Genomic DNA, 19,251 nt, shown 5'->3' with positions numbered 1-19,251 from the left:
CTTTTGCTGACAGAATCAGGTAAGGTGTCGTCATGCCCCGCATCACCGCTTCCAGTAATGCCGCCCAGCGCGAGCGCACGCAGCGTGCCGTTCTCGACGCGTTCGGGGACCTGCTGTACAGCAACGGGCTCACCGATCTGACCATGACCCAGGTGGCCAAGACCGCCGGGGTGGGGCGCACCGCGGTGTACAACTACTTCGCGGACATGGGCGAACTGCTCGTGGCCTACGCCCTGGACAAGACCGAGCGCTTCGTCTCGGACCTGCATCGAGAACTCGCCGCGGTGGAAAACCCCGTAGACCAGTTGGGCGTGTACGTGCGGTTCCAGATCGAGGACCTCAGCCGCCGGCACCTGCCTCCCGGCCAGGCCATGCGCACCGTGTTGTCCCCGGAGGACTTCGCCAAGCTCGGCGAGCACGTGCAGCAACTGCAGTCCCTCCTCGCGTCCATCCTGCAGCGCGCCATGGACGAGGGCTACCTCCCGGAGGGCGACACCGACGAGCTGTCCGACCTGGTCCACGGCTCCCTCACCTCCACCGCGGATCGCAGCAAGTCGGTGCAGAGCGAGCGCGCCCAGCGCGAACGCACCCTGGCCACGGTCCGGTTCATCCAGCGGGGTCTGGGCGCCCAGTTCGACGCCGACTCCCGCCCCGTGCGCCTGCCCTCGCAGCCGCCCGCGCTGAGCGCGGTCTCCTGATCCCGAGCCCGGCCCCTCCGTCGGGTCCGGTCGACTTGTCCAGACGCCTGCCGCCTGCTGCAGCACGGGGAGCCTTCAGCCCGGCCGACGACACCTACCCGCCACGTACGCCCCGGTTCTGCGGACCGGGGCGTACGGCTTTAGGGTGAATCCATGATTTTCAAGGCCGTGGGAGACGATCGCCCCTATCCGGATCACGGTCTGGTCACGCCCTCCGGCTGGTCCAAGGTGGCCCCGCAGCAGGTCCGCCTGGGGGATCTGGTGACCACGACCTCCACCCTGAACCTGGCCACCCTCCTGGACTCGGACTGCACCTTCTACGGGGACCTCTTCCCCCACGTGGTGTCCTGGCGGGGAACCCTTTACCTCGAGGACGGTGTGCACCGGGCCCTGCGCACGGCCCTGCACCACCGTTCCGTGATCCACGCGCGGGTCCTGGAGCTCTGACCGCGCCGTCGCACGAGCCTTCGAGGCGCACGTAGCACGGATCACCAAATCTTCACTTTCCCGCCACGACCTGGTCGTTCGGCCTCCCTACCCTCGGGTCATCTCGTTCTGACCTGGAGGTTTGCCATGCGTCTGCGTTCTCGTACCGCTGTTGTCTCGGCCGCGGCACTGGCCGGAGTCCTCGCCGTGACCACCGTGGCACCAGCCGCGGCGGAGGAAGGCCCGCGAGCGGCGTCGTCGTCCAAAGGACACGAAAGCCGGGACAAGCACGGACTGCGCGTGGCCACGTACAACGCGTCCCTGAACCGGGGCGAGCAGGGGCAATTGCTGCGGGACCTGTCCACACCGGACAACCAGCAGGCCCGGAACATCGCCCAGGTCATCCAGATCAACGACCCGGACATCGTGCTGCTCAACGAGTTCGACTACGTCCCGGGCGGACGCGCCGCGCGGGCGTTCCGCGACAACTACCTGGCGGTGAGCCAGAACGGCCACGCGCCCGTGGACTACCCCTACCACTACGTGGCGCCGGTGAACACGGGCGTGCCGTCCGGTCTGGACCTCAACCAGGACGGCACGGTGGACGGACCGGACGACGCCTGGGGCTTCGGGCTGTTCCCGGGCCAGTACGGCATGGTGATCTACTCCAAGTACCCGATCGCCCGGGATCGGGTCCGCACGTTCCAGCACTTCCGGTGGCAGGACATGCCCGGTAACCGCATGCCCACCGACTACTACACGCCGGAGCAGGCCGCGCAGCTGCGGCTGTCCTCCAAGTCCCACTGGGACGTCCCCGTGCGCGTGGGCCACAAGACCGTGCATGTGCTGGCCGCGCACCCCACGCCGCCCAGCTTCGACGGCCCCGAGGACCGTAACGGGCGCCGGAACAACGACGAGATCCGGTTCTGGGCCGATTACGTCACGGGCACCAAGTCGGCGCGCTACATCTACGACGACGCCGGGCGGCGCGGCGGTCTGCCCCGCGGCGAGCGCTTCGTGATCGTGGGCGACTACAACTCGGACCCGAACGACGGCGATTCCTTCCCGGGTGCCGCGCGGCAGCTGCTCGACAACTCCCGGGTGCGCGATCCGCAGCCCACGTCCACGGGCGCCGTGGTGGCGAGCGCGCGCCAGGGCGGCGCCAACCGGACGCACGTGACGCGCCCGGCACTCGACACCGCGGACTTCTCGGACGATCCCGCCCCCGGGAACCTGCGGGTGGACTACGCGTTGCCGTCCAAGAACCTGCCCCTGCTCGACGCCGGTGTCTTCTGGCCCGCTCCGGGCCGGCCCGGTTCCGAACTGACCGGTGAGTACCCGTTCCCGACTTCCGACCACCGCCTCGTGTGGGTGGACGTCAAGGTCCCGGGCAGGCGCTGATCCCCGCACGACGGCGCGTCCCGGGTCTTCGTGTGAAGCGCCGCCCGCTTCCGTCACCGCCTGTCACGCACCCCCTGTTTTCGCAGCCTCTGTTTGCGTAACCCCGCCCCGGAGCGTGCGATCCCGATCCCCCACCCGACAAACCCTCAACTGGAGACCCCTCATGCCCGTGACATCACCCCTGTTCAGCCTGCGGACCCGCATTGCGGCCGTGTCCTCCGGCGCGCTCCTGCTGTGCGGCGGCCTGGCCGCAGCACCCGCGGTGGCCGCGCCCACCCCCGCGCCTTCCGGTTCCACCGGGACCGTGTCGATCGCTCAGATCCAGGGCACCGGGGACGAGACGCCCCTGAAGGGCCAGACGGTCACCACCGAGCCCTCCGTCGTCACCGCCGTGTACCCGGGTGATCCGGGGACCCTGGGCGGATTCGTGATCCAGACCCCCGGAACCGGTGGGCACGTGGACACCTCCCGGGCCTCGAACGCCGTGTTCGTGTACACGGGAGCCACCCAGTCCACGGTGTCCGTGGGTGACCGCGTGCAGGTCACGGGTGTGGCCGGGGAGTTCAAGGGCCTGACCCAGCTCGCGGGCAACGTGGAGGTCACTCCGGTGCGCGACAAGCTCCCCGCAGTGAAGCCCGTGACGAACAACTGGGCGTCCACCGCCGCGAACCGCGAGAACCTCGAATCCATGCTCTACCTGCCCAAGGAGAAGTTCCGGGTCTCGGACACCTATGGCGTGGGCCGCTACGGTGAGCTGGGCCTGTCCGCGGGCAAGGAGCTGCCCGCCCAACCCACTCAGGTGGCACGCCCGAACAGCCCCGAGGCGCGCGCCCAGGCACAGCGCAATGACGCCATCTCGGTCACGTTGGACGACGGCACCAACCGGGGCTTCGCGGCATCGCCCACCCAGGAACCCCGCCAGGTCCCGTACCTGACCCCCGAGAACCCCGTGGCCGTGGGCGACACCGCGCGGATCACCGCCCCAGTGATCGTGGACTACCGCTTCGACAAGTGGCGCCTGCAGCCCACCGCCCCGGTGGTCCCGGGCAAGGAACCGGCCCGGTTCTCCGGCTCGGCGGACCCCAAGCCGGGGGTGGGTGGACAGGTGCGGATCGCGTCCTTCAACGTGCTGAACTACTTCACCACCGTGGGGCAGGACAAGGGCTGCCGCGGCGGGAACTACTCCACGGACGGCACGTACAACGTGGCGCAGGGCTGTGACGCGCGCGGGGCCTACGACCGCGCGGACTTCGAGCGCCAGCAGGCCAAGACGGTCTCGGCGATCAACAAGGTGGATGCCTCCGTGGTCGGGCTCATGGAGGTCGAGAACTCCGCGAAGCTCGGCGAGCCCAAGGACGAGGCGCTCGCCTCTCTGGTCAAGGCGCTGAACAAGACGGCCGGCTACACCAAGTGGGCCTACGTCCCCGTGGCGGATTCCGAGCTGCAGCCGGTCGCAGAGCAGGACTTCATCACCAACGCGATCATCTACCAGCCCCGCGAGGTCAAGCAGGTGGGTCAGGCCCGGGCCCTCGGCTCCGAGGCCGTGGCCGGCGGCGCCTTCGAGAACGCGCGCACCCCGATCGCGGCCACGTTCACCGCGACCAAGGGCGGCGGCAAGCACGGCGCAGCACCCACCACGGTGGTGGTCAACCACTTCAAGTCCAAGGGCTCCGCTCCCCGCACCGGTCCCAACCGGGACACCGGTGACGGCCAGGGCGCCTGGAACGCGTCGCGCGTGGCGCAGGCGAGCGCCGTCGTCGACTGGATCCCCGAACTCACGGCCGCCGCGGGCTCCCAGGACGTGGCCGTGCTCGGCGACTTCAACTCGTACGCGCAGGAGGACCCCCTGCAGGAGTTCTACCGCGCCGGGTACGCACGGGCCGCCGAGGACGACTACACGTACGTGTTCGGGGGCCAGGTGGGTTCGCTCGACCACATGCTGATCTCGCCGTCGCTCGCCAAGCGCATGACCGGCGCGGCCGCGTGGAACATCAACTCGGGCCAGTCGCCCTTGCTGCAGTACGCCCAGTACCGCACCACGGCCCTGGACTACTACGTCCCGAACGAGGTCGCCTCCTCCGACCACGACCCGTTCATCGCCGGGTTCCGGGCGGGCAAGAAGTAGCCTTCCCTTCCGGTACGACGACGCCGCCCGGCCCGTTGCGCACGAACGCGGCCGGGCGGCGTCATGCTGCCAGCCCCCGCGACCTCGGAGGCGCGGGACTCCCCGGCCGCCACGGGTGGGTCGGGGAACTCCGCGGACAGCAGCGACCCCTCCGGCGGGATGGCCGCGGTGACCGGCTCGCTCACGGCGGTCGAGACGTGCCAGCACATCGACGCGTTCCGGGCCAACATGCCGGGCAACGTGAGCAACGATCCCGCGGGTGCCCTCGAGGCCGTGGCGCAGCTGCGCTCGGCGGCGCCGCAGGAGCTCAGCGGTAACCTGCGCGACATGAAGCAGGTGCTGTGCAACTTCGAGAACGGCAACAACCCCATGCAAGCGGTCGAGGGCAAGATGACCGGGCTGACCAACCAGTGCCGGGGCCTCGCGAACCGGAGACGGATCCGCGCAGACATGTGCGATCGTAATTATTCGGCGGATATTACTCGGGGGTCATTCCTGTTCCTATGATGTGCTCACCCCCTTGATCGGTGAGTACCGCACAGGCCGGCGGAGCTGTCATCACACGCCCGCCACGGGCTTCCTCACCCTTAACGAAGGATCCGCGCATGTCCGCCGCAACCTCCATCCGCCGCTCTGTCACGACCGGGCTCATCGCATTGTTCCTCGCCTCCGGCACCGTTGCCGTGGGCTCCTCCGCACCGGCCGAGGCCGCCGTGGTCAAGCCGTGCAAGGCCAGCATGTCCGTGACGCAGCCCCGCCAGTACACCAAGACCTCCGTGAAGGTCTCTCAGGTGGGTGCACGCGCCAAGGTCACCACCACGGCCAAGTACAAGACCACCACGACCAAGAAGTACGCCACCGCCTCGACCAAGGGCACCGCCGTGACGACCTACTCGATCGGCCGGGCCACCCTGAACCGCAAGGTGGTCGTGGACGTCGTCGCCACCTCGGGCAAGACCACGTGGAAGTGCTCCACGTCGTTCACGCCGAAGCGCTGACGCCTCGGGTGGTGGGCCGCCTTCCCACCCCTTCCGCTGGTGAAAATTAAGTGGAGTAAAAGCAGCCTGGCGCACGCGAGGCTGCTTTTACTCCACGAGGAATTCGACACGAGGTTCGACGCAGGGCCCGCGCCCACGCACCGACGTTCACGAATGAGAAATGCGCCCCGTGCTGACACGGGGCGCATTTCGTCGATCACAGCGCAGAGGATGGGGTGTCTAGCGTCAGGAGATCGTTGACAGTGTCGGCTGTGGGACCCACTGGGTGATCGTTGACAGGGGAGTCGCGTTATTGATGACACCACCGCCCGGTGACGATAACGGATGGGAAAAACCTCACGCCACCTCGTCATCGTCCGATCCGTGCGCGATCAACACCTCACCGTGGCCCAAGCTGCTACCCGTTACGGGGTCTCCCGGCAATGGGTCTACACCCTGCTCACCCGTTACAACACCCACGGGGTGGACGTGCTCACTCCACGCTCGAAAGCCCCCCACGCCACCCCGGGGGCCTTACGTCAAGCCCTGGTGGACCAGATCATCAACCTGCGCCGAGAACTTACCGCTGAGGGCGCTTCACCAAACCCTCAAGCGCTGGCTCACCGCCCGCCCTTACCGGCCACCACTACCGAACTCCAAGACCTCTTGGACCGTTTCCGCACCTGGTACAACACCGCCCGTCCCCACCGAGCCCTCGCACGCACCACCCCGGCTACCGCCTACACCGCCACACCCAAAGCCACCCCGACCACGACCACCACCGAATGGTGCACCCGCGCCGATGTGATCGACCCCTGGGGAAAAGTCAGCCTGCGCTACGCCGGAAAACTACGACACCTCGGCATCGGACGCGCCCACATCGGTGAACCCGTGCTGATGCTCATCCACGACAACCACGTCATCACCAGCAACGCCACCACCGGGCAGATGAACACACCATCAACCCCACCACCAACTATCAACGCCCCCAACCCCCGCACCTGAACCCACACCCCAGACACGACAAAAAGGCCCTGGAACCACAAAGTTCCAAGACCCTTCTGTCATCCATCTACCGACTCATCTGTTAACGATGACCCGACTCAGGATAAGCGCGGAGGATGGGGGATTTGAACCCCCGAGGGCGTTAACCCAACACGCGTTCCAGGCGTGCGCCATAGGCCGCTAGGCGAATCCTCCAAGCAAGCACGAGCCCCACATACGTGGGTAACGTGCGGCCATCAGCATAACGGAACTGGGCGGGCGGACGCGAATCGATGAAGTAAGTGAGCCGCCCGCGGCGGGCCCAGCGACGTCGTGAGCCCCCGAACTACCCCTTCACGGCCCCTCCGGTGAGACCGGAGACGATGTAGCGCTGCAGGAAAAGGAACAGCAGCACCACGGGGATCGCCGACAGGATGGCGCCTGCGGTGAACACTCCCCAGTTCTCACCGAACTGTACGGAGACGAATTGGTACAAGCCCACGGCCAAGGTGTACTTCTGCGGGTCCTGCAACACGATTTGAGCCAACAGGAAGTCTGAGAAGGACGCGATGAACGACAGCATGCCCACGACCACGAGGATGGGTGTGACCAGGGGAAGGATGATCGTCCAGTAGATCTGGGAGTGTGACGCGCCGTCCAGTGTCGCAGCTTCGTCCAGGTCACGCGGAATGGTGTTGAAGAAGCCGTACATCAAGAAGGTGTTCGCCCCCAACGCGCCCCCCAGGTAGACCGCGACCAGACCCATGCGGGAATTGAGCCCCAGGAACGGATACACCTCGGAAATACTGAAGAGCAACAAGAAGATTGCCACGAAGGCCAGCAACTGCGGGAACATCTGAATGATCAACAGGGACATCAGACCGCCCCTGCGGAACCTAAACCTGAACCGGGAGAAGGCGTATGCAGCTGCCGCGCCCATGAGAACCGTGCCCACAGCCGTGATGGACGAGATCAACATGGAGTTTCCGAACCATGTCAAGAACGGGTTCTGTGGATCGTTAAGAAGGTTTCGGTAGTTGGCGCCGGTGATCTCCGCGAAGAGGTCATTGGATCCCAACAAGGACCCCGTGGGCGACAACGAGGCCGATAGCGCGTAGACCAGGGGGAACAGGGCGAAGACGCACGCGATGACTGCGGCCACGTGTTTCCATCCCCCACGGGCGAACCGTTGTCCGACACTGAGCCGTGACCGGGACCCTGGCTTCCTGGAGGCGACGTTCGAGACTCGTGATGTGGACATGTCAGTTGATCTCCTCGAGTGCCCTGCTGCGGCGGAAGGTCAGTGCCGAGACCACCGCCACCATGATGAAGATGAGGATCGACAGCGCGGAGGCAACTCCATAGTCGTTGGCACCGCCGGCGAAGGCGATCTTGTAGACGAACGAGATCAGGATGTCCGTGGCCCCCACTCCCGTCGTGGATTCTAAGTCCTGGGGCCCGCCGCCGGTGAGCAGATAGATGACATTGAAATTGTTGAAGTTCATGGCGAAGGAAGCGATCAGAAGGGGTCCCACAGCCACCATGAGCATCGGCAGAGTGATCGAGCGGAACTTCTGGACGGCTCCCGCACCGTCCATGTCCGCGGATTCATAGAGTTCCGACGGGATGGACTGGAGCGCGCCGGTGGTCACCAGGAACATGTAGGGGAACCCCAACCACAGGTTTACCAGCAACAGTGAAGCCTTGGCCAGCCACGGATTGTCCAACCACGGGATGTTCGCCCCGCCCAGCAGCACCTGGTTGATGTAACCGAAGTCGGCGTTGAGCAGCCCCGCCCAGATCAAGATGGAGAGGAACGCGGGGAAGGCGTAAGGCAAGAAGATGATGGCCCGGTAGACGTTACGGAACTTGAGGTTCTTGTCATTGAACAGCATGGCCAGAAACAGACCGAGGAAGAACGTCAGGGCCACCGAGAGGATCGCGAAGGCGAAGGTCCAGAGGGTGACGGAAACGAACGGCCCGCCAAGGATGGCGGGATCGAAAATGGCCGCGAAGTTGTCCAGCCCCACGAAAACCCGCCACCCGGGACGCAGTTCTTCTCCCGCCGGGCTGACGAAGGCTCCCTGCCCGTTGTCCGTGTACACGGTCCCGTCGTCCGAGACCATGGCATTGGCCTGCTCGTCGTAGACCAACGTGGGCGTATAGGGATACGCAGTGCGGCCGTCATCGGTGCGCAGCGCGCCGACGGCCGGATCATCGGAGACCGGGACTCGCAGGTCCATGACCGCTTCGTGCGCCGCGGTGACCTGCCCGTAATCGAGGATGTCGTAACCGGGGACCGCATCGATGGCACCGTTCGTCACGGTCGCACCCTCGACCGGGCTGAGCGCCTGGTGTGCGGAGCCGACGAGAACCCGGCCGTCCTGCACGGTCGCCAAAGCCAGGTCACCGTCCGCATTGAGCACCGAGACCGGATATTCCTGACCACCCGCCACCCGCTGTTCGTACGTACGGGTCAGCTGATTGACGGCCGCTTGTTTCGTGGAATTGTGACCATCACCGTAATTGGTGAACGCGGTGGCCGCGGTATAGAGGACCACGAAGATCTGGAAGACCAGTAGGAAGATCAGCCCGGGATAGAGGTACTTAGCCGGGAGCATCCTGCGGGTCGGTAGGAAGTACACGAGGTCCGCCGCGATCAGGGCCAGGAGCAGGAACACCAGGATGCCCCAGCTCTCGGCCGCCCATGCGGACAGGATGCCGAACAGCCCGAAGGCGTTGATCAGGGCCATGAGCACGAGCTTGATCACGAACCCCATGCCGAAGCCGCGCGAGTGGGAATGCCGGATGCTCGGAGGTGACTCCGGCCGGCCGTCACCTGCTGAGTCCCTCTCCGTCGGAGAGATCACTGGACGGGCGGGGGTCGTGCTCATTGGATCTGTCCTTCGATATTGGCGATCATGCGATCCCACAGCTCGATCGGGTCCCCGTTGCCGTTGACGATTCCGTTCTCGGTGGTCCCCCAGAAGGACCACACTGCGCCCATCGCGGGGATGGCGGGCATGGGCAGTGCCTTGGTGGCGTTCTCTGCGTAGGCGGAACGCAGCGGGTCACCCTGCATACCGTCAATGGCCACTTTGCTGGCCGGTGGCCGCCCCGTGCTCTTGTAGAGCGCAGTCTGTGATTCCGAGCGTGTCAGATAGTTGGTCGCGAAGTCCTGCGCGGCCACGGGATTCGCCGCGTTCGCATTGACGAAGAACGCCTGGACTCCGGCGAACGGGCGTGCTTCCTTCCCACCCGCGGACGGGACGGGAAGAACGGTCACGTCCATACCCGCGGCTTCGATGTCGCCGAGCTCCCACGGGCCCGCGATGTGGAAGGCGGATTGCCCGGAGATGAAGGATTCTTTTGCGATGTCCGGTGTCATGGACGTCCTGAGGTCACCGCTGCGCCCCAGCTCCGCCAGGTAGCGGGCGAACTCGTGACCATTTTGTCCACCCATGGCCAGCTCGTTCGAGTACTCACCATCCGCGCCCCGCTGGAACACTTCCACACCGAACGAGGTCTGAAGGGGGTAGAGGTGATAGGGATCCCCGGCATCGGGTGACTGGCTCACCGTGAAGGGGTATTTGATGCCGCGTTCGTCCATGAGCCGATGGCCCTCGGCGCGCAGTTCGTCGAAGGTCGCGGGATCATCAGTGGTCAAGGCATTGTTGCGCACCAGGGCCACGCTTTCCACGGCGTAGGGCACCCCGTAGCTGACTCCGTTGTAGACGACGGCGTCCCGCGCGTTCTTCGTGAATTCCTCACCCCGGTCCCCCAGCTCCACGGGGGCGACCACCCCGTTGGCCGCCAACTGTCCGAGGTTGTCGTGCGGTGACACGATGATGTCCGGAGCTTGACCCGTGGGGCTCTGGGAGATGAAGTTCGAGATGGCCTGGGCGTTGATCTCGCGCTCGATGAACCGGACGTTCACACCCGTGTCGGCCGTGTATTCCTGCGCGATCTCACGCAGCGCGGGGATCTCGTCGTCACCGGCCTGGATGGTGACCTCCCCCGGCCCTCCGCCCAGCCCCGCCACCCCTGTTGTGGGTACGCTCGAACACCCGGCCAGTAGCAGAGCGCAACCAGCCAGAGCGGCTGCCCACCGCGTGCGTCTCATGGGCTTGTCCTCATCTCTCGTTCGGGTCCGTCGTCCGGCACGCCCACCGGGTCGCACGGGGCTCACGAGGGCAACCGGTTTCCGGTCGCGGCATCGAAAAGGTGGATGCGCTCGGGATCGGAAGCGACCCACAGGGTGCTCCCGGCGCTCGGCGGCGTGCGGCCGTCCGTCCGAACCACGATGGGGCTGGCGCCCCCATCGGCCCCTTCCTCCTCGGAATCGATGGAGTGGTCCGCGGCGTGTGCGGACGGATCCACCCGTACCACCGACGTGGCGGCTGTCAGCGGGGCGAGTTGGCCGTACACGTATGCATCGGCACCGAGTTCCTCAACGACCTCCACCGTGATCGGGACCCCCGTCCCTTCCGCTGCGGGTGACAGGTCCTCCGGGCGGATTCCGACGGTGACCTGATGATCGGTCACCGCCTCCTGCTGGGCGGAGGACAACTGCAGAGAAAGCGTGCCCAACTCCACATGACCGGCGGAAACCGGGGCTCGGAACAGGTTCATGGCCGGGGACCCGATGAAGCCCGCCACGAATTCGCTGTTCGGTCGGTCGTACAGGTTGCGAGGGGTGTCCACTTGCATGAGCACCCCGTCCTTGAGCACAGCCACCCGGTCACCCATGGTCATGGCCTCCACCTGATCGTGGGTCACGTACACCGTGGTCACACCCAGCCGACGGGTCAGGGACGCGATCTGGGTCCGCGTCTGGACACGCAGCTTGGCATCCAAGTTGGACAGTGGCTCGTCCATGAGAAACACCTGCGGTGAACGGACGATCGCGCGTCCCATGGCGACGCGCTGCCGCTGGCCGCCGGAGAGGGCTTTCGGTTTGCGATCGAGATACTGCGTCAGGTCCAAGATCTTCGCGGCCTCTTCGACCCGCCGACGCCGTTCCTCGGGATTGACCTTGGCGATCTTGAGCGCGAAGCCCATGTTCTCCGCCACCGTCATGTGTGGATAGAGGGCGTAGTTCTGGAAGACCATGGCGATGTCCCGATCACGGGACGGGACATCCGTGACATCACGGTCGCCGATCAGGATCGTGCCGTCCGTGACCTCCTCGAGTCCGGCCAGCATGCGCAGGGTCGTCGATTTGCCACACCCGGAAGGGCCGACCAGGACCAGGAACTCCCCGTCGGCGATGTCGAGGTTCAGATCGGTCACGGAGGGGCGCTCGGCTCCCGGGTACTGACAGGTGATGTGGTCGAAGGTCACGGCGGCCATGGGCTGAGCTTCCTTTCAGAGTCCCCGTCACGGGGAAATTCCGACATGTCACGAGGAGACTGCCGGGCGCCACCACCATCATGCGATAGTGATGGACCTCACTAATGTAAGCGATTCCATCAGTGGGAGGCAGGATCGGCACTTTGTTGCGTTGACATGTCGGAAGGAAGGAGCAAGCGTTTCCAGAAATGGGGTGAGACCCGCAGAGGAGAGGGAGCACGGGTTGGCCGGAGGCCGGTCCGCCGTGGAAGGTTTCGGGCCATAATTGGCGCATGCGGCGGTGGCGGCCCGCATCGCAGCTCATCCACCGCCCCGCCACGTGTTCTGTGCGGGATCACGCTGGTACCCACCCCTTGATGCGGAGGCACGCCCATGATCGCCCGAGAACTGTCGGCAACGCGTCGGCCGCAGGGGCCACCCCGCTTGAAGGACGTAGCCTCCAAGGTGGGGATGTCCACGGCCACCGTCTCACGCGCGCTCACGGGCCGGGGGCCCGTCTCCCCGGGGACGAAACGCCGCATCGAGGCCGCAGCCAAAGAACTCGGGTTCGTGGCGTCCTACCACGCATCGAGTCTCGCGAGCGGGCGCAGCCGGAACATCGGCGTCGTCCTGCCCTACGTGGATCGCTGGTTCTTCGCCACGGTCCTCGACGGCATCGCGAGCACACTGACAGCAGCCGGGTACGACGCCGCCCTGTACAACTTGCAGGGCGAGAACTTCCGCGAGAGCGTGCTCACCGATTTCCTGCTCCGCAAACGGCTGGACGCGGCCGCCGTGGTCTCGCTGCGATTGACACCCGGAGAGACCGAACAGTTGTTCTCCGCCGGCATTCCGCTGGTAGGAATCGGGGGCTCCCTCGAGGGTGCCCCCACGATCAGCGTGGACGATCTGAATGCGGGACTGCGCGCGACCAATCACCTGATCCAGTTGGGACATTGCCGTATCGCCTTCATCGGAGGGCCCCCCGAGGCCGGCCGCTCCTTCCCCATGTCCAGTGATCGACGCCGCGGTTTCGAACGAGCGATGTCAACTGCGGGACTGCCGATCCACGAGAGGGACCAACTCGTCTCGGACTTCACGTTCCTGGGCGCCTATCAGCAGGTTAAGAATCTGCTCGCCGAGCCAGAGCAACGGCCCACCGCCGTATTCGCCGCGACGGACGAAATGGCGGCCGGCGCCATTCTCGCAGCGAGGGACCTGGGCCTCGAGATCCCCCGGGATCTGTCCGTGATCGGCATCGACGCCCATCGCCTTGGTGAGGCCTTCGGGCTGACCACCATCGACCAGCAAGCCCACCATCAGGGCACCCGCGCCGCGCAGCTGCTCCTGCGCCAGTTAGCCGGGGAACCGGTCACCGCCGGCCACGAACTGCATCGGGCCCACTTCATCGCACGATCCTCGACGGCACCGCTCGGTTCGAACTCCTCGCCGGCTTGAGCTAAAGTATGGGGCAGCCCCTCGTGTGGCGCCATCTCGTAAAACTCCCCCAGGACCGGAAGGTAGCAAGGGTATATGGGCTCTGGCGGGTGCACGGGGGGTCTTTTCGTACCCGGCTCCCCACCCCCGCGAGTGCGCTGTGCGCGTCCGAGTCCCCGGCTAAGGTTTCATACGTGACTACCGCCCTGTACCGCCGCTATCGCCCGGAGACCTTTCAGGATGTCATCGGTCAGGAACACGTGACCGAGCCCCTGATGACCGCGCTGCGCAAGAACAGGGTCAATCACGCCTATCTCTTCTCCGGCCCGCGCGGCTGCGGTAAGACCACGTCCGCGCGCATCCTGGCCCGCTGCCTCAACTGCGCGGAAGGGCCCACGGCCACACCGTGCGGTCACTGCGAGTCCTGCCAGGATCTGGCCCGGGACGGTGCTGGCTCACTGGACGTCATCGAGATGGACGCGGCCTCCCACGGCGGCGTGGATCATGCCCGTGACCTGCGGGAACGCGCCACGTTCGCCCCCGTCCGGGACCGCTACAAGATCTTCATCATCGACGAGGCCCACATGGTCACGCGGGAGGGCTTCAACGCCCTGCTGAAGATCGTGGAGGAACCGCCGGAGCACGTGAAGTTCATCTTCGCCACCACCGAGCCCTCCAAGGTGCTCACCACCATCCGCTCCCGCACGCACCACTACCCCTTCCGCCTCGTTCCCCCGGAACCGCTCATGCGCTACCTCGAGCAGCTGTGCCAGGAGGAGGGCGTCACCACCGAACCGGGCGTCCTGTCCCTCGTGGTGCGCGCCGGCGGCGGCTCGGTGCGTGATTCGCTCTCCGTCCTGGATCAGCTCATGGCCGGCTCCGACGACGGCGGCATCACCTACGATCTCGCGGTCGCCCTGCTGGGCTACACGCACGCGGCCCTGCTCGACGACGTCGTGGACGCCTTCGCCGCTGGCGACGCCGCCACGGTCTTCGCGTCCGTGGACCGCGTCATCCAAACCGGGCAGGACCCCCGCCGTTTCGTGGAGGACCTGCTCGAACGCTTCCGCGACCTGGTGGTGGTCAACGCGGTCCCCGATTCCGCCGCGAACATCCTGCACGGGATGCCCACGGACCAGATCAACCGGTTGCGGAACCAGGCCACCCAGCTGGGCGCGGCCGAGCTCTCCCGCTCCGCGGACATCACCAACGAGGCCCTCAACGAGATGACCGGGGCCACCTCCCCGCAGTTGCACCTGGAACTGCTGTGCGCCCGCATCCTACTGCCCTCGGCGGACCACACAACACGCGGCATCACGTCCCGGGTGGACCGTTTGGAACGCCGCCTGAGCATTCCTCGAGGCACCGGAATTCGTACGACGGCGCACGACGCCGCGTCGTCGTCCCCCGCGGTGGAACCGACCGCACGCGGAAGCCAGGAGCCCACATCTCCGGAGCAATCCGGCACCGCTGCGCCGGCACCCGCGTCGTACGACGCCCCCGCACCGGAATCCGCCGGGGTACCTTCCCCGATGCCACCCGAGCGCGACGACGCCGCGACGGACTCCGTTGCCCCGTCGCAGCCCGTGCGCCCGGACGGGTCCGCCGCGGACGGCGCGGACGGTTCCGCAACGGGTCGCCCCGCGGAGGAGACCCCGGACGTCCAGGAACCCACGGACCCGCAGGACGAGTCCGAACAGCCCGAGGGCAGCAGCCACCCCGCCGCTGCGGATCCCGTTCCGGAAGGCGAGCGCGGCCCCGACGCCCAGCACCCGCCCGCGGACGGCACGACCGACACCCGCTCCCCCGCGTCACAGGACGCGGGAGCCGATGTATCGGCACGCATGCAGCAACGGGAGACGTCGAACCAGTACGGGTCCCAGCGGCCTGACGACGACGCATCCCGCCAGTACGCGCAGGGGGAGCCTCGCCGTGACGTCGCGCTACACGATGACCACCAGCCGCAAGCCCCGCAGGCGTCCGAGGAGCAGGCCGCCCCGAGCGATGTCACCAGCGGTGAACTGGAACTGCTGCGTTCCTCGTGGCCCGAGATCGTGTCCGCGCTCGCGGAGATCCGCCGCGTGGCCTGGGCCATCACCGTGCGAGGAACGCCCATCTCGTTCGAGAACCGCACTCTGCGGATCGCGTTCGAGAACGACGGCGACCTCCTGAACTTCCCCCGCTTCGAGGCGGACGTCCGTAATGCCATCCAGAGCGTGGTGGGGCTGGATTGTGCAGTGGAAGCAGTGCGCCCCGGTGACACGCGCGGCCGGCAGGACACCCCGGGTGCGGGTGGTCCGCCGTCGAACGCGGGCCGTGGCACCGGGCCCGGTCCCGGGCGGGACGCCGGCGGTGGACAGGGTTACCGGGGAGATCGCCCCGCGCCCCGGGGCAGCGGGCCCCAGAACGCTCAGGGATCCCGGCAGGATCGCGGATCGCAGCAGGACCGGGGTTATCAACGCGACGATTCCTCCTCGGAGCACGGCCAACAGTACGGATCCGGTTCACGGCGAGACACCGGTGCATCTCGCGGCGACGGACCCACCGGGCGGGACGCCAGGCTGAACGCCTCGGGCCAGGCCGGATCCTCCGACCAACCGGACTATTTCCGCGAGTCTGAGGGCTTCGGGGTCAATCGTCGTCGGGGCAATCCTCCCGCGCCCGACCGCGAACCGACACCGGAACGCGAGTCGCGGTCCATGCCCGATTCCGCCTCTCGTTCCACGTCCGGCACTGACCGGTCCTCCGTGCCCGCTTCCTCGTCGCACTCGGCGCCCGCATCCGCCCCGGACGACGACGAACCCGTCACCTCGTGGTCCGTGGCCTCCATTCCCCAACCGGGTTTCGCCGCACCGAGCGGCGGGGATTCCACGTCGAACACCGCCGATGCGGCGCCCACGCGTGATGATTCGGACCAGAATCCGGACACGTCCGACAGCTTCGAGGGCGACTCCTCCAGGGACGATGCCCACCGAGCGACGGATTCCCCGGCGGACGACCGCGCTGGCACCGGCGATTCCACCTCGGTTCCGTCTCGTGAGGGCTTGGGCGGTGCCAGTGACTCCGCGGACGTCGGCGCGACCTCGTGGACCCCTGGCGCCCCCGCGTCGGATGGCCCCGGGTCGGATGTTCCCGCTTCCGATGACTCCGCGGCATCCGAGTCCCACGATTCCGGGGCCGCTTCCGGCGGACCCGATCTGTCCATGCGTGACGGTTCCATGCGGGATGGTTCCGTGCGCGACGGCTCCGTGCCCGAGGACCCCGCATCCGGTGCTCCTTCCTTCCGTGCCCCGCAGCCGCGAGATCGCGGCCCGGAGTACTGGAGCCCGGAGGAACCGCCGCCCCCACCGGAGGATGACCCCCCGGCGGACATGTACGACGAACCCGTGCCCCGAGCGCCGTCGCCCGCGAGGGATCGTAGGGCCCAGGGCGGGAACGGCCCCGGCGGCGACAACCCGGCGGGTCCCGGTCCCGACCACGACGGGCGCGGGAACACCCGCCCCGGCGGCGTCGTCCCTCGCGAGAACGGCGACACCCGCCCCGGCGGGAACCGCCCGAGCTGGCGAGAGCGCCACGCGGAAGCGATTGCCGCGGCGGAACAGCGCTCCACCGACATCGCGCCCCCGACCTCGCGCAGCCCCGGCATGGAGGACGAGAACTTCGTCCCGGGCGCGGACGACGAATCCCTCGAGGACTCGTCCCTGTACGGGCGGGCGGCCATCGAGCGCATCCTGGGCGGCATGCTCATCGACGAGCACGCCCACGGAACGGATCAGTGACCGGGCCCATCGCCCCGCTGATCACGAACACGACAATGAAGGAGCACGGTGTACGAAGGACCGGTCCAGGACCTCATCGATGAGCTGGGGAGGTTGCCGGGTATCGGCCCCAAGTCCGCGCAGCGCATTGCCTTCCACCTGTTGGACGCGGACAAGGACGAGGTCCAGCAGCTCGTGGAGGCCATCACCACGGTGAAGACCTCGGTGTCGTTCTGCGTGATCTGCGGCAACGTCACAGAGCAGGAGGAGTGTGCGATCTGCCGGGACGCCCGCCGGGACCGCAGCGTGATCTGCGTGGTGGAGGAGTCCAAGGACGTCATGGCCATCGAACGCACCCGCAGCTACCGGGGGTTGTACCACGTGCTGGGCGGCGCGATCTCGCCGCTGCAGGGTGTGGGACCGGATCAGCTGCGCATCCGCGAGCTGATGACCCGGTTGTCGGACGAGACAGTTCAGGAGATCGTGCTGGCCATGGACCCCAACCTGGAGGGCGAGGCCACCTCCACGTACCTCACCAGGATGTTGAAAACGCTGGGTATCCGGGTCACCCGGCTGGCCTCGGGGCTGCCCGTGGGCGGTGACCTCGAATACGCCGACGAAGTCACGCTGGGCAGGGCCTTCGAGGGACGCACGGTGGTCTCCGAGGCCCGCTGAGGCCCGTAACATTCGCGTCCCTCTTTGTGTCCACGAATGCCCGCTCGACTCCGCGCGGCTGCGGGTGAGCGGATAGCATGGATCACTGATCCCGCGAGACCGCCCGTGCGTTCGGGCCGGGTGCCTGCCTGTGAGAGGAATGTATGAGCCTCATTGTCCAGAAGTTCGGCGGTTCATCGGTCGCCGATGCCGACGGTGTCCGCCGGGTCGCCCGGCGAGTAGCCGAGACCAGGAACGCCGGCCACCAGGTGGTCGTGGTCGTCTCCGCGATGGGTGACACCACGGACGACCTCCTGGACCTCGCCGGTGAGGTGGCCCGCAAACCACCGGCTCGCGAGTTGGACATGCTGTTGACCTCCGGGGAACGCATCTCCATGGCCCTGTTGGCCATGGCCATCTCCGACCTCGGCGTCCCCGCGCAGTCCTTCACCGGATCCCAGGCCGGAATGATCACGGACGGCGCCCACGGTGCGGCCAAGCTCGTGGAGGTCAGCCCCCTCCGAGTGCGTGAGGCGCTCGACCACGGCAACGTCGCGATCATTGCCGGGTTCCAGGGCGTCAACCGCTCATCCAAGGACATCACCACGCTGGGCCGCGGCGGCTCGGACACCACCGCCGTGGCGCTCGCCGCCGCCCTGGACGCGGACGTGTGTGAGATCTACTCGGACGTGGACGGCGTCTACACCGCGGACCCCCGCATCGTCCCCACCGCCCAGAAACTGGACCGGGTCTCCTCCGAGGAGATGCTCGAGCTCGCCGCCAACGGCGCCAAGATCCTGCACCTGCGCTGCGTGGAGTACGCCCGCCGCTTCAACGTGCCGTTGCACGTCCGTTCGTCTTTCAGTCACAACGAGGGCACCATGGTCATCCCCAGCCCGCACGAGAACCTCACGCCGCAGAAGGAGATCCCCTTGGAACAGCCGCTGATCGCCGGTATCGCTCATGATCGCAGCCAGGCCAAGATCACCATCGTGGGGGTCCCCGACCGCCCCGGGATCGCCGCGCGGATCTTCCGGTTACTGGCCGACTCCAAGGTGGACGTGGACATGATCGTCCAGAACGTCTCCACCGGCGAGAACCCGCTCACCGATGTGTCCTTCACCCTGGCCGAGTCCCAGGGTGACCTGGCCATGAACCTGCTGCGTGCCGCCGAAGAGAAGATCGGCTATGCGAGCCTGGACTACGACGACGAGGTGGGCAAGCTCTCCCTCGTGGGCGCCGGTATGAAGACCAACACCGGCGTGGCGTTCACGTTCTTCGAGGCGCTCGCGGAGAACGACATCAACGTGGACATGATCTCCACGTCCGAGGTCCGGATCTCGATCATCACGTCCATCGCCAAGCTCGACGAGGCCGTCCGGGCCGTGCACACGGTGTTCGGTCTGGACTCGGACGAGACCGCCACGGTGTACGGGGGTACGGGACGCTGACCCCGGCTT

Annotated in this window: 15 protein-coding genes, 1 tRNA gene and 1 other RNA gene; 12 read left to right on the top strand and 5 right to left on the bottom strand. The window is 66.9% G+C overall.

All coding sequences use genetic code 11. From position 1 onward, the window contains the following. The first annotated feature begins 32 nt into the window (after positions 1-32). From A5728_RS08160 to A5728_RS08130, 7 genes are all read left to right on the top strand, one after another. A complete protein-coding gene (locus tag A5728_RS08160; RefSeq protein WP_064846550.1) occupies positions 33-698 on the top strand; it encodes a TetR/AcrR family transcriptional regulator in 666 nt (221 codons plus the stop codon). A 153-nt stretch (positions 699-851) separates the two neighbouring features. Then, positions 852-1,145, top strand: coding sequence for a type II toxin-antitoxin system VapB family antitoxin (locus A5728_RS08155; protein WP_064846549.1), 294 nt, complete (start codon positions 852-854; stop codon positions 1,143-1,145). A gap of 126 nt (positions 1,146-1,271) precedes the next feature. Beyond that, positions 1,272-2,525, top strand: coding sequence for an endonuclease/exonuclease/phosphatase family protein (locus tag A5728_RS08150; RefSeq protein WP_064846548.1), 1,254 nt, complete (start codon positions 1,272-1,274; stop codon positions 2,523-2,525). A 163-nt stretch (positions 2,526-2,688) separates the two neighbouring features. Then, the gene (locus A5728_RS08145) at positions 2,689-4,650 is read left to right on the top strand and encodes an ExeM/NucH family extracellular endonuclease (protein WP_064846547.1); all 1,962 of its coding nucleotides are present in this window, start codon (positions 2,689-2,691) and stop codon (positions 4,648-4,650) included. A 63-nt stretch (positions 4,651-4,713) separates the two neighbouring features. Further along, a complete protein-coding gene (locus A5728_RS08140; protein WP_064846546.1) occupies positions 4,714-5,157 on the top strand; it encodes a hypothetical protein in 444 nt (147 codons plus the stop codon). A gap of 98 nt (positions 5,158-5,255) precedes the next feature. Then, a complete protein-coding gene (locus A5728_RS08135) occupies positions 5,256-5,648 on the top strand; it encodes a hypothetical protein (RefSeq protein WP_064846545.1) in 393 nt (130 codons plus the stop codon). A gap of 324 nt (positions 5,649-5,972) precedes the next feature. After that, positions 5,973-6,632: a leucine zipper domain-containing protein gene (locus A5728_RS08130; protein ID WP_064846544.1), complete on the top strand. Its 660-nt coding sequence runs from the start codon at positions 5,973-5,975 to the stop codon at positions 6,630-6,632. Positions 6,633-6,742: 110 nt separating this feature from the next. Here A5728_RS08130 and A5728_RS08125 read toward each other — a convergent pair. From A5728_RS08125 to A5728_RS08105, 5 genes are all read right to left on the bottom strand, one after another. Further along, positions 6,743-6,827, bottom strand: a tRNA-Ser gene (locus A5728_RS08125). Between the two features lie 130 nt (positions 6,828-6,957). Beyond that, on the bottom strand, positions 6,958-7,773 hold the full coding sequence (locus A5728_RS08120) for a sugar ABC transporter permease (protein ID WP_167318016.1): 816 nt from the start codon (positions 7,771-7,773) through the stop codon (positions 6,958-6,960). A 100-nt stretch (positions 7,774-7,873) separates the two neighbouring features. Continuing rightward, a complete protein-coding gene (locus A5728_RS08115; RefSeq protein WP_231885572.1) occupies positions 7,874-9,391 on the bottom strand; it encodes an ABC transporter permease subunit in 1,518 nt (505 codons plus the stop codon). Between the two features lie 110 nt (positions 9,392-9,501). Continuing rightward, positions 9,502-10,734, bottom strand: coding sequence for a maltose ABC transporter substrate-binding protein (locus tag A5728_RS08110; protein ID WP_035960781.1), 1,233 nt, complete (start codon positions 10,732-10,734; stop codon positions 9,502-9,504). A 62-nt stretch (positions 10,735-10,796) separates the two neighbouring features. Beyond that, positions 10,797-11,963: an ABC transporter ATP-binding protein gene (locus tag A5728_RS08105; RefSeq protein WP_064846541.1), complete on the bottom strand. Its 1,167-nt coding sequence runs from the start codon at positions 11,961-11,963 to the stop codon at positions 10,797-10,799. A gap of 423 nt (positions 11,964-12,386) precedes the next feature. Here A5728_RS08105 and A5728_RS08100 point away from each other — a divergent pair, with 423 nt between their 5' ends. The 5 genes from A5728_RS08100 to A5728_RS08080 all read left to right on the top strand — a co-directional run bounded on the left by A5728_RS08100 (position 12,387) and on the right by A5728_RS08080 (position 19,242). Continuing rightward, positions 12,387-13,400, top strand: coding sequence for a LacI family DNA-binding transcriptional regulator (locus A5728_RS08100; protein WP_231885571.1), 1,014 nt, complete (start codon positions 12,387-12,389; stop codon positions 13,398-13,400). A 12-nt stretch (positions 13,401-13,412) separates the two neighbouring features. Beyond that, positions 13,413-13,509: signal recognition particle sRNA small type (gene ffs, locus A5728_RS08095), an RNA gene on the top strand. A 64-nt stretch (positions 13,510-13,573) separates the two neighbouring features. Beyond that, positions 13,574-17,158: a DNA polymerase III subunit gamma and tau gene (locus A5728_RS08090; RefSeq protein WP_064846539.1), complete on the top strand. Its 3,585-nt coding sequence runs from the start codon at positions 13,574-13,576 to the stop codon at positions 17,156-17,158. A gap of 48 nt (positions 17,159-17,206) precedes the next feature. Next, positions 17,207-17,812 (top strand): recombination mediator RecR, encoded by a 606-nt coding sequence (gene recR, locus A5728_RS08085; protein WP_064846538.1) that lies wholly within the window; start codon positions 17,207-17,209, stop codon positions 17,810-17,812. A gap of 143 nt (positions 17,813-17,955) precedes the next feature. Next, positions 17,956-19,242: an aspartate kinase gene (locus A5728_RS08080; protein WP_064846537.1), complete on the top strand. Its 1,287-nt coding sequence runs from the start codon at positions 17,956-17,958 to the stop codon at positions 19,240-19,242. Positions 19,243-19,251: the final 9 nt, after the last annotated feature.

This window comes from Kocuria sp. ICS0012, from assembly GCF_001665945.1.
Taxonomy (GTDB): domain Bacteria; phylum Actinomycetota; class Actinomycetes; order Actinomycetales; family Micrococcaceae; genus Kocuria; species Kocuria marina.
Note: the sequence above shows the minus strand (reverse complement) of the source record. Positions and strands in the feature narration are given on the sequence as shown.

What these genes read in the sequence shown, in the direction of transcription:
- A5728_RS08160 (WP_064846550.1), top strand. Translation starts at nt 33, where the DNA reads ATGCCCCGCATCACCGCTTCCAGTAATGCCGCCCAGCGCGAGCGCACG.
- A5728_RS08155 (WP_064846549.1), top strand. Translation starts at nt 852, where the DNA reads ATGATTTTCAAGGCCGTGGGAGACGATCGCCCCTATCCGGATCACGGT.
- A5728_RS08150 (WP_064846548.1), top strand. Translation starts at nt 1,272, where the DNA reads ATGCGTCTGCGTTCTCGTACCGCTGTTGTCTCGGCCGCGGCACTGGCC.
- A5728_RS08145 (WP_064846547.1), top strand. Translation starts at nt 2,689, where the DNA reads ATGCCCGTGACATCACCCCTGTTCAGCCTGCGGACCCGCATTGCGGCC.
- A5728_RS08140 (WP_064846546.1), top strand. Translation starts at nt 4,714, where the DNA reads ATGCTGCCAGCCCCCGCGACCTCGGAGGCGCGGGACTCCCCGGCCGCC.
- A5728_RS08135 (WP_064846545.1), top strand. Translation starts at nt 5,256, where the DNA reads ATGTCCGCCGCAACCTCCATCCGCCGCTCTGTCACGACCGGGCTCATC.
- A5728_RS08130 (WP_064846544.1), top strand. Translation starts at nt 5,973, where the DNA reads ATGGGAAAAACCTCACGCCACCTCGTCATCGTCCGATCCGTGCGCGAT.
- A5728_RS08115 (WP_231885572.1), bottom strand. Translation starts at nt 9,391, where the DNA reads ATGGGGTTCGTGATCAAGCTCGTGCTCATGGCCCTGATCAACGCCTTC.
- A5728_RS08110 (WP_035960781.1), bottom strand. Translation starts at nt 10,734, where the DNA reads ATGAGACGCACGCGGTGGGCAGCCGCTCTGGCTGGTTGCGCTCTGCTA.
- A5728_RS08105 (WP_064846541.1), bottom strand. Translation starts at nt 11,963, where the DNA reads ATGGCCGCCGTGACCTTCGACCACATCACCTGTCAGTACCCGGGAGCC.
- A5728_RS08080 (WP_064846537.1), top strand. Translation starts at nt 17,956, where the DNA reads ATGAGCCTCATTGTCCAGAAGTTCGGCGGTTCATCGGTCGCCGATGCC.